The following is a 4,777-nucleotide window of genomic DNA, read 5'->3' as shown; positions in this document are numbered from 1 at the left end:
ATCTTTCCTATTTTCCAATACAGCAAGGTGATCTCGCTGTTGATTGTTAAAGCAACCTGCTGGCGGCTTTGCTCAATGAGTAAAATAATATCTTTGAATAATCTGCTTGTATGATTGTTATTCAATACGCGCTTTTTACTTTCCATATTGCTATTGAGTTTGCATATGGACTACATACGAGATGGGGGTGGTTTTTAGATTTTTTACTCCACCATCACCACCACATCCTTCTCCCTTTCCTTCGGTACCACTTCCAGCTTCACAATCTTTCCATCCTTCAAAATACCCTCCACCGTTGTCTTATACGGTGCATGCAGTTTAAAATGCACATCCCATTTAACCGGCCAGGCAGGAAAAACATAAATATGTTTCCCATCCGTTTGCAGCAGCATTTCCTGCAATCCTATCATCCCGGATCCACCCTGATTGTGATCCGGTGTCCAGTCAAAACCAGGCCCCCAGAAAGCAGGAAAACGGTTAGGACCATTTTTCAGTTTTTCCAATGTGTAATAAGCCGCTTCTTTAGTAAGGCCTAAACGTGCACAGAAAATATTATCCTGTTTCCAGCCCACTGCACTGCGGCGTGCTATGGCATCTGTATCATACAGCCAGGTGTTGCGTGCCGTATCCAGCCCGGGTTTGCCAATACCATACATGCCATAAGGGAAAACAGGATACAGCTGCGGCGTTTCCTGGTTATTGATCCGTTGCCAGGACTGCGCCGGTGAAATAGTCGTATGTCCCTGCATGTTACGGAAGGAGAGAGGCGGTATGCGTTTTAAGAAAGCCTGCAGCTTTGTACGTGTGCTATCTGCAATAGGTAATTCCAGCAAGCGGCTGGTAACAGTATACAAACCCGCAATGGTAGTTGCGGAGTTATTAGTCAGCTTGTATGTTTCTCCAGCGGAACCGGGATACAGCACCAGGTGTCCGTTGCTATCCAGCGCAGCACCGCCGCGTAAGGCAGCCAGGTATTGATAGTGCTCATCAAAAAAGGTAATGCAGCTTTCAATAAGCGGCAGGTACTTTGAAATATCCTGCCCGCTGAAACGCTCCCAGTCCAGCATCATCAGGCAAAATTCCAGCACAGTATCCCACTCATATTCCAGCCACTTATTGTATTCTACGCCTTTATCAAAATCAGGTGGGCGGTTCCAGCCGTATTCACTGGCAGCAGGCAGGCCAAAATTCTCCATCTGTTCTGTGAAGCTGGCGCCTGCATGTCCCCAGTAAAAACGGGTACGCGCTTCGGCATTCTGCAATGCCCGCCGGTAAAATTCAAACTGCGCGGTCATCAGGTCAAAGTCGCCGCTTTTCAGCAAGGGCCAGTATACCAGGCGTTGGTTCTGTGCGGTGAAGGTGCCGCCGCCCCAGCGCCGGTAATCCGGTGAAAAAGGAGCAGCTTTATTTACAAACACGGGATCGTAAGTAAACAGCCCGCCGTTAAATTTGGTAGGGTAGGCGCCGTAGGCATTGCAGCCCAGCATATAACGGAACAGCTGGTAATTACGGCTGGCTTGCCATTCAACGGTGTTGGTATCTTTCTGAATGAAAATAAAGCTCCGGTCCCAGTACTGCTGCCACCAGGCTTGCGTTTTTTCAAAGCTGCTGCCGGCAGCTGCTGCTATTTGCTGCTGCAAACCCTGGTGCCAGTTAATAGTATCCACATGGAGCAGTACATTAATAGTATGCTTACGTGCCGCCTGCCTGCTTTGCAGCTGCCAGGCAGTATAGGGCGTGTTCTGGTATTTGCCGGTTACTGTGCCAGCGGCCTGCATGTTACTGCCCCACATTGCTCCTCCCGAAGTAAGCCCCCGCTGCGGATTCCAGAGCTGGGACCTTATCGTATTCAAACCCTGTTGCTGTACGGTAAAATCAAAGATCAGCTTATCATCCCGGTTGCGATGACAGAACAGCACCTGGTTTTCATGAAAAGCAATACTATCGTGATAGGCTGTTACCGGGATAGTGCTTCCTTTATAACCGGAAGAGGCCAGCAGCTCACCCGGCGATAATAAGCGGTCCTGGGTACGCCAGCTCTCATAACGCGCAGTGGCTTTTACAGGCTGGTTGCTGTTTACCTCCACCTGTATCAGGGGGTGGAAAACATCTACCCATACCCGGATGTTTGCCTGCAGCGGGCCTTTGCTCCCACTGATCTCAACATAACCCTGCCGCAGATGCAAGGTTTGCCGGAATTGTGTACCGTTCTCAAACGGGTTGGGTGTAAGCTTTACCCGCAGGCGCCCCTGCTTGAGCATAATGTTATGTTCATCAAACGCGCCGCTGCGGGAAAGGTAGCAGAATAGCTCCCCTTTCTCAACCCACACGTTCAGGCCTATATCGCCGCCACCGCAGGGCATAGACTCGGCTGAGCTGCGGCTCTGGCGGGTCCAGGTAATATTGCAGGCATCCAGCTCCGGCTGCTGCGCCTGTGTGTTAAGAACGCATATAACCGGCAACAGGCAAAGTAATATGTTGCGAAAACCCTGGTACATATTGTATAAGCGGACAAAGTTAACAGAACATTTTTAAACGCTTGCTCCGGCAACGTTTGCGTAAAAAATTACTAATTTACCTGTATAATTCTGTAGTTTGAACGCCCTGGCGGAGATCTAAAATTCCATGTTGATGAAAGTACGGGGACTTTACCGTTTTACACAGCTGTTGTCGAATAAGTGTTACTTATACAGTTATACTAAAATTGCCATTGGCATTATATGCCTGTGGGCATTTCCCCTGCATGCCCAACAATCCACTAACATCATTGACTGGCGGGCAGATGAAATGCTCAATACTTACCTGATGCAGCAAATGCACCAGCAATACGCATTACGCAATACCCGTCTGCAAACGGCTCTGCAATCCCCGCAGGGAGTACGCAATTACCAGCAGCAGTTGCAGGCAGCTTACCATAAATTATTAGGTCCCTTACCGCAAAGAACACCGCTGCAGCCGCTTGTAACAGGCACGCTGCAGCAGGATGGTTACCGAATTGAAAAGATCATTTACCAAAGCCTTCCGCAGCATCATGTAACTGCCAACTTATACATACCAACAGGCAAAGGTCCTTCCCCTGCTGCGCTGCTGTTTTGCGGGCACGAGGCCACGGCCAAGTCCACACCCTCATACCAGCAAACCGCTATACTGCTTGCAAAAAATGGTTTTGTGGTGCTGATCATTGATCCCCTTTCGCAGGGAGAACGTCACCAGCTTACAGATAGTAGCGGTAAACCTTTAACCAGGGGCGGTACTACTGAACATACCTTATTAAATGCAGCAGCTGCCCTGGTAGGCTCCAGCGTAGCGGCTTACGAGCTATGGGATAATGAGCGCGGACTGGACTACCTCTTATCCCGCAGGGAAGTGGATACCACCCGTATAGGTTGTTTAGGCAATTCCGGCGGCGGTACGCAAACCGCTTACTTCATGGCCTTTGAGCCACGCATCAAGGTGGCGGCAGTATGCAGCTATATTACTTCCCGCGAAAGAACATTTGAGCTGGCCGGTCCGCTGGATGGCTGTGTGCAAATACCTGATGAAGGTAAACAGGGCATCGAAATAGCTGACTACATGCACCTGCTGGCGCCCAAGCCCTTATTAATATTATCCGGCCGCTATGATTTTGTAGATTATACCGGTGCGGTGCAGGCTTACAACGAAGCCAAACAATGTTATACAACTTTAAATGCTGCAGATCAGGTGCAATTGGTAACGGTAGATGATGGCCATGGCATTTCCCAACCCAAGCGGGAAGCTGCTGTACGCTGGTTCCGTAAATGGTTTTATAAAGATGATGCACCGGTAAAAGAAGGTACGCTCAATATATTACCTGCAGCAGACCTGAACTGCACCACTACCGGGGAGCTGAATAACAGCATGCCCAATGAGCTTACGCTACAGCAGCATTTCCTGCAAACCGCTACAGCATTAGCTGGCAGCCGGAAGCAACTCAGCGGAAAAGCACTGGCAGATACCTTGCAACAACTATTAGCATTAACAACCACCCGTGAAAAAGTACAGGTAGAAGATACCGGCGCTTTCTCACACCCCTTAGGTAAAATAGAAAGGAAGCTGTTGCGCAGCGCTCATGAACCGCCTTTGCCATTTTTGCTCATCCGCCCGCAGGAACAGGCCATCAAAAAAGTAGTGATCTGTTTACAGGATGATGGCAAACGCGCCTTGCTGGATAGCACAGCTTTGTTACAATCGTACCTGCAAAAAGGTTATGCCATCCTGCTGCCCGATCTGCGGGGTACCGGTGAAACAGCCGACCGGCCTGAATTTAACAATGCCAAGTTCTATAATAAAGAATACCGCAATGTAATGTCATCGCTGCACCTGGGGCGGCCGCTTCTTGGGCAGCGCGTAACAGACCTGCAGCTCCTGCTGGATTATTTGCAAACAGATGCTGCTTTCCGGCAAAGCGAGGTAGTTGTACATGCCACCGGTATGTGCGCCCTCGTAGCCCTGCATGCCGCTGTGGTGGACGATCGCATCAAATACCTGCAGGTGGCGGATCACCTGGCTTCTTTTACCACTATCATTCAGCAGGTGCTGCAAAAGAACTGGTACAGCTGTGTAATACCGGATGCTTTGCGGTATTACGATGTGCCGGACCTGCTGCGGATCATTGATAAGCGGTTTGCTTTTCCATAACAGTGCCGTTAGGTTTACACCATAGTATAAAATATTTTTCATCTTTTGATCTCAGTCAATGTCTGTCAAATCTTTTTTGCTGTATAGCACCATCATTGTAAGCCTCGCAGCTTGTTCG

General features: G+C 49.3%; 2 protein-coding genes. One reads left to right on the top strand and one right to left on the bottom strand.

Features of this window, described 5'->3' with window-relative positions:
- Positions 1-203 precede the first annotated feature (203 nt).
- The gene (locus VIM87_RS28970; RefSeq protein ID WP_332000358.1) at positions 204-2,498 is read right to left on the bottom strand and encodes a DUF5703 domain-containing protein; all 2,295 of its coding nucleotides are present in this window, start codon (positions 2,496-2,498) and stop codon (positions 204-206) included.
- A 133-nt stretch (positions 2,499-2,631) separates the two neighbouring features.
- Here VIM87_RS28970 and VIM87_RS28965 point away from each other — a divergent pair, with 133 nt between their 5' ends.
- Positions 2,632-4,659 (top strand): alpha/beta hydrolase family protein, encoded by a 2,028-nt coding sequence (locus VIM87_RS28965; RefSeq protein WP_332000357.1) that lies wholly within the window; start codon positions 2,632-2,634, stop codon positions 4,657-4,659.
- The last annotated feature ends 118 nt before the right edge of the window (positions 4,660-4,777 follow it).

Source organism: Chitinophaga sp. (genome assembly GCF_036569125.1).
Lineage (GTDB): Bacteria > Bacteroidota > Bacteroidia > Chitinophagales > Chitinophagaceae > Chitinophaga.
The sequence above is the reverse complement of the archived record's forward strand: the minus strand, read 5'-3'. Positions and strand labels throughout refer to the sequence as shown.

Coding starts and splice junctions, on each gene's coding strand:
- VIM87_RS28965 (WP_332000357.1), top strand. CDS start 2,632: ATGAAAGTACGGGGACTTTACCGTTTTACACAGCTGTTGTCGAATAAG.
- VIM87_RS28970 (WP_332000358.1), bottom strand. CDS start 2,498: ATGTACCAGGGTTTTCGCAACATATTACTTTGCCTGTTGCCGGTTATA.